The following is a 4973-nucleotide window of genomic DNA, read 5'->3' as shown; positions in this document are numbered from 1 at the left end:
GCTCCTGTGACCCAGACCCCTGCATCCCCTGCTGCACCCCCCCCACCGGCCCCGAGGCCCGTGCCGCGAGCCGCACCGCCCGCACAGACGCGCCCTGCGATAGAGCCTGCTGCGCCGGTGGTCGAGGCACCCCCGGAAACGCCGCCTGCCAGAACAGAGCGTCAGCCGGCACCTGCGCTGCCAATGTCGCCCGCTGCCATATCGCAACTGCCGTTCCGTATCGATCTGCGTGGCACCCAGATTATCGCCCGTCAGGCAGGGCCGGATGCCACCATCTATACGGTGCGTCAGCGCGATACGCCGCTGTTGATGATCTACGCAGGCCCGCAGTCGGAGTTTCCGATCTTCTACGGCGAGCAGGCCGTGGTGGGCGATCGCGTGACTATCGTACTGGCTCAGGATAATCGCCGGATCGCTGCCGAACATCTGTTCCGACGCGAGGGTAAGGTGCCTGCCGACATCCACGTCTGGCTACTGGCAACCGAGGGCGAGGGGGCTGCCTTGGCCGAACAAATCGGCCAGACCATCGACCCGCGCTGACCGATCACTTTTTGCGCGATCGACCACTTAGAGGCTTCACGAATCGCTATCTCAATTTGATCTTGCAAATCATTCGCAAGATAGGAGGTCGCGATGATTGTTCTCGGAGTGGGTCTTTCGCAGCTGACACGTCTGATGAAAAAGGGCGCAGAGGATGAACCCCTGCGCCCATTGGAGCGACCTTACCTTCGGGTGATCGAAGGCACTGACTCTCAGTCCAGCCCGCGAACCTCGCCAGCGCGCCAGATACGGTAACGGACTTCGACGTTTTCCGGCGTGTACACCACGATCGGCAGACGCGAATTGTAGCGGACCAGCGGGCGGTCACTGAGCGTCACAAAGTCCTGACGCTCGGTATTGGGCGTGCAGCCCATCAGGGTCGAGATACCCGGACCAATCTGGGGAACGACATAATAGTCATAGCCCCAGCCTTCGGCAGTGCGCGTTTCAAGAGTGCCGCCCAGTGTGCGGATGTTGCAGTCCACGGTCTGGGTCTGGCCGATCAACAGCTGGACCTTGAAGTCATCCTCGTTCTCGATAGCAGGGACCGTCAGAACGTGGCGCTTTTGACCGGCGGTTGCGGCGGGGAAGGCCTTCAGTTCGTCGGCCACGGTGCGGTCACCCGACTGGGCCACCACTGACGGCGTTGCACAGGCCGTGACGGCGAGGGCAGCGAGAGAGGCAAGGGCAAAGTTTCTCATTGTGAGCTCGAATGTTGCAAGGTCTTGCCTCTATAAACGCCGATCAGGTTAGACCAGTTCCACGGCCATCGAGACGGCTTCGCCGCCACCGATGCACAGGGACGCGACCCCACGCTTAAGGCCGCGCGCTTCCAGAGCGCCCAGCAGGGTGGCCATGATACGGGCACCCGAGGCACCGATCGGATGGCCCAGAGCGGTTGCGCCGCCATTGACGTTCAGCTTGGCGCGGTCGATGCCCAGTTCCTTTTGCGCGATCATGGCGACCACGGCGAAGGCCTCGTTCACTTCCCACAGGTCCACGTCATCGACGGACCAGCCAGCCTTGGCCAAGGTCTTCTGCATGGCCGGAACCGGCGCGGTGGTGAACAGGCCCGGCTCGTGGGCGTGGGCCGAATGCGAAACCACGCGCGCGACGATGTTCAGGCCCAGCGCCTTGGCGGTGCTTTCGCGCGCCATGACCAGTGCGGCAGCACCGTCCGAGATCGACGAGGCGTTGGCGGCGGTGATGCGGCCATCCTTGATGAAGGCCGGACGCAGGGTCGGAATCTTGGCCGGATCAGCCTTGCCCGGCTGTTCGTCCTCGGCGACGGTCACGGTGCCCTTGCGGCCAGCCACTTCGACCGGAACGATTTCCTTCTGGAAGGCCCCCGAGGCGATGGCTTCCTTGGCACGGTTCAGGCTTTCAATCGCATAGGCGTCCATGTCCTCGCGGGTGAAGCCGTATTTCTCGGCAGCCGCCTCGGCGAACACGCCCATGGCCTTGCCTTCATAGGCATCTTCCAGACCATCCATCATCATGGAGTCGATGATGGTGTCGTGGCCGATGCGGGCACCGCCACGGTGCTTGCTCATCAGGTAGGGGGCTTGGGTCATCGACTCCATACCGCCCGCCACGATGACGTTTGCAGTGCCAGCCAGAAGCGCGTCATGCGCCATGACGGCGGCCTGCAGGCCCGAGCCGCACATCTTGTTCAGCGTGGTGGCTTCAACGCCCAGCGGCAGGCCAGCGCCCAGCGCCGCCTGACGGGCCGGGGCCTGACCCAGACCAGCTGGAAGCACGCAACCCATGAAGATCTGCTCGATCTTTTCCGGCGCGACGCCGGCGCGTTCGACAGCGGCCTTGACGGCGGTACTGCCCAGAGCCGTCGACTTGACGCTCGACAGGGCCCCTTGGAAGCCACCCATCGGCGTGCGGGCATAGGAGCAGATGACGACGGGATCGGCTGCGGTGGTCATGGCGTAAACCTTGGAAACGAAATCGCAAAGATGCGGATGATTAGGGGTTTGGCTGTGCGTTGCGCAAGAGCAAACGGGTATACGAGTGCCGTCGCAGGCTCAGCTTCCGATCACCTTGCGGTGTTGTCGCGCGGCAGCCAGTACCGTGCCGTCTGCACCCCATGCCAAGGCATCATCCAGCGCCCAGCTGCCTTCGTGCTGGATCAGACTGAATTCGAAAAAGGCCCACCCCTCGGGAGCGTTCTGTGGTGTCGGTGGCGTCAGAAAGTCGTAGCGCAGATCGATAGACGTCATCATCGGCGGGCGATGGAAGCCTGTCCACGACGGCGGATATAGCGCATCCAGCAGATAGCACAGGCCCAGTTCGTCTAGGGCCTGCCCGTCGCGCATCCGCATCCAGCAGTGCTCCACGCGGGTGCGATCCGCATTTCCGCCCATGATGTTGGGACCGTCGACAAAGCAATATTCGACCTGCGAGGCAAAACGCGGGGCCATATTACCGGGCATGCCGTAGCCTTCCGACTGCCCGTCGAGAGCGGGTGGAGTTTGGCGGCGATCATAGAGGGCTGGCGTGTTCTCTATATTGATCCCGAAGGTGCCGCTGGCATGGTGGGTCAGGCGATCACCCTGTCCAGCCTCAAGGGTGGCGAAGGTGACCTGGCGACCATCTCGCAGCATGCGCGGTCGAAACTCGAGCTCCTCGCCATAGCGGGCGGCGGCGAGATACTGGACAGTAAGGGTCTGGAGCGGAGCCGTAATACCGAGGCCCTGTCGCATGGCCTGTACGCAAAGTGCCGCCAGCAAGCCGCCGTATGGAAAGCCTTTTTCCGGCGGTAGGCTCTCGGGAGCATTGGAAAAATCGGGGTCCACAGTGGTCGTCAGGCGTCCGTCCGAGGACGTCAGCGAAAAGGCCTTGTTCAGTATGCGGGCAGGCTCAGCGTGTGTGGTGTCGGCCATAAGGAGGACAGTCCGAGATCATATGTCAGTTTCATTTGGAAACCTACGGAGTCCGTGCGGAAAGGCAACCCTTGTCAAAACCCTGACGTGGGGTCACTTTAACAGTCATGGGACGCACAGCAGACTATTCCAGACAAAGCTGCTCGGTCGCGGGCGCACTCGAGATCATCGGGGACCCGTGGACCATGCTGGTCATTCGTGATGCCTTCAACGGCATCACACGCTTCGAGCAATGGCAGGAGCGTCTGGGCGTCGCGCGCAATGTGCTGGCCGCGCGGCTGAAATCGCTGGTGCACCACGGGGTGCTGGAGCCGCGTCTGTATTCGGAGCGCCCGTCCCGCAACGAATATGTCCTAACCCCCAAGGGCAAGGACCTGTACGGGGTGCTGATCACCTTGCACGCATGGGGCGAAAAGCACGTCTATCACGATCAACCCTCGGGCGTGGTGTTGCGGCACAAGGGCGACCACAAGCTCGAACCGCGTATTGCCTGCAACTGCTGCAACGAGATCGTGCGCCCGCGCGAAGTTGAAGTCACCTTTGCCGACAACCGCCCCACGGTCGGCGACATGATCCCCAAGGATGAGGTGGCTTAAGCGCCACCTCTTTTTTTGTCCGATGTGGGTCTGTCTCAGGCCCGTTCGGGCACGATGGTGGGCTGGGTGTTGGGCAGGATCTTTTCGACCTCGTGCGGTTCGACATGGCTGGCCATGCGATAGGCGTTCACCGGCTGGGTGCGGTTGATCCACAGGGCATAGTCCAGATGATCGGCACGCGGATCGTCAGTGTTTGGGTGCAGCAGGATGGTCAGGCCCAGGCTGTTCAGTTGAAGCCACGGAATAAGTACCGGCAGCAGATCGTTGGTGAAGCCGAAATAGAATGACGGCGTCACGTGCGGGCCGCGCGGCTCCAGGTTCCAGTTGCCCAGTTCGACGTGGAAACGTTCCATCACCCATTGGCGCAGCAGGGCGGCCTTATAGTGGTTGTCCTCATCGAAATAGATGTGGGCGTGATAGCTGCTGATGCGCGTGAAGGGCTGGGGTTTGGACGGCAGCTCCTCTTCGCCGGGGCGCAGAGATTTCGGCGCAGGCGTGGCCTCATTGATCGTGTCGCCCCACGGCGAGGTGCCGGTCGCGGGCGGCGGCACGTGCGGATCATAGGCACCGGCCGGGGCCAGCTGTTTGACGCCTGCCTCAGCAGGCTTGGCAGTCGTGGCTGCGATAGCTGCCGTGGTGGCACCTACGCCCAGCAGAAGATGGCGACGGTCAGGCGAGACCAGCTCGGCCCAGTCGGCGTCGTTTCGTTCGCTGTGGGTTTGGTGGCGGCTCATCGGTTTCCCCTCGAAATACTGCTCTCGCAAGTAGCAGGGCCAACGCGCCCGCAGACCGCAGTTTTTCTGAAGCCGATATCAGCCCCGCTAAAGCGAGGGCCCTAGCGCTTGTCGTCATCCAGGGGCGCACCGATGGCGACGCCCGCCCCCATACCGGCCCCCATGCCCATACCCATGCCGCCGCCGCCGCCACCACCGCCGCCGCCACC

General features: G+C 62.8%; 5 protein-coding genes and 1 pseudogene. 2 read left to right on the top strand and 4 right to left on the bottom strand.

Translation table 11 applies throughout. The features are described from left to right. Window positions 1-540, top strand: a pseudogene (locus B3B04_RS02320) (hypothetical protein); the annotation flags it as partial. Window positions 541-752: 212 nt separating this feature from the next. Here B3B04_RS02320 and eco read toward each other — a convergent pair. From eco to B3B04_RS02305, 3 genes are all read right to left on the bottom strand, one after another. After that, window positions 753-1241, bottom strand: a complete 489-nt coding sequence (gene eco, locus B3B04_RS02315; RefSeq protein WP_292039467.1) for a serine protease inhibitor ecotin — start codon at window positions 1239-1241, stop codon at window positions 753-755. Between the two features lie 48 nt (window positions 1242-1289). Then, a complete protein-coding gene (locus B3B04_RS02310) occupies window positions 1290-2477 on the bottom strand; it encodes an acetyl-CoA C-acyltransferase (protein WP_292039463.1) in 1188 nt (395 codons plus the stop codon). Window positions 2478-2576: 99 nt separating this feature from the next. Beyond that, window positions 2577-3434, bottom strand: a complete 858-nt coding sequence (locus B3B04_RS02305; protein WP_292039460.1) for an acyl-CoA thioesterase — start codon at window positions 3432-3434, stop codon at window positions 2577-2579. A gap of 107 nt (window positions 3435-3541) precedes the next feature. Between B3B04_RS02305 and B3B04_RS02300 the strand changes: the two genes are divergently transcribed. Beyond that, entirely contained in the window at window positions 3542-4030 is a 489-nt protein-coding gene (locus B3B04_RS02300; RefSeq protein ID WP_292039457.1) for a winged helix-turn-helix transcriptional regulator, read from the top strand. A 35-nt stretch (window positions 4031-4065) separates the two neighbouring features. Here the strand turns inward: B3B04_RS02300 and B3B04_RS02295 are convergent, their stop codons facing one another. Beyond that, entirely contained in the window at window positions 4066-4764 is a 699-nt protein-coding gene (locus tag B3B04_RS02295) for a DOPA 4,5-dioxygenase family protein (RefSeq protein ID WP_292039455.1), read from the bottom strand. Window positions 4765-4973 lie beyond the last annotated feature (209 nt).

Origin of the sequence: Brevundimonas sp. UBA5713, from assembly GCF_002419815.1 — a bacterium.
Lineage (GTDB): Bacteria > Pseudomonadota > Alphaproteobacteria > Caulobacterales > Caulobacteraceae > Brevundimonas.
This window is presented reverse-complemented; position numbering and strand designations above follow the sequence as displayed.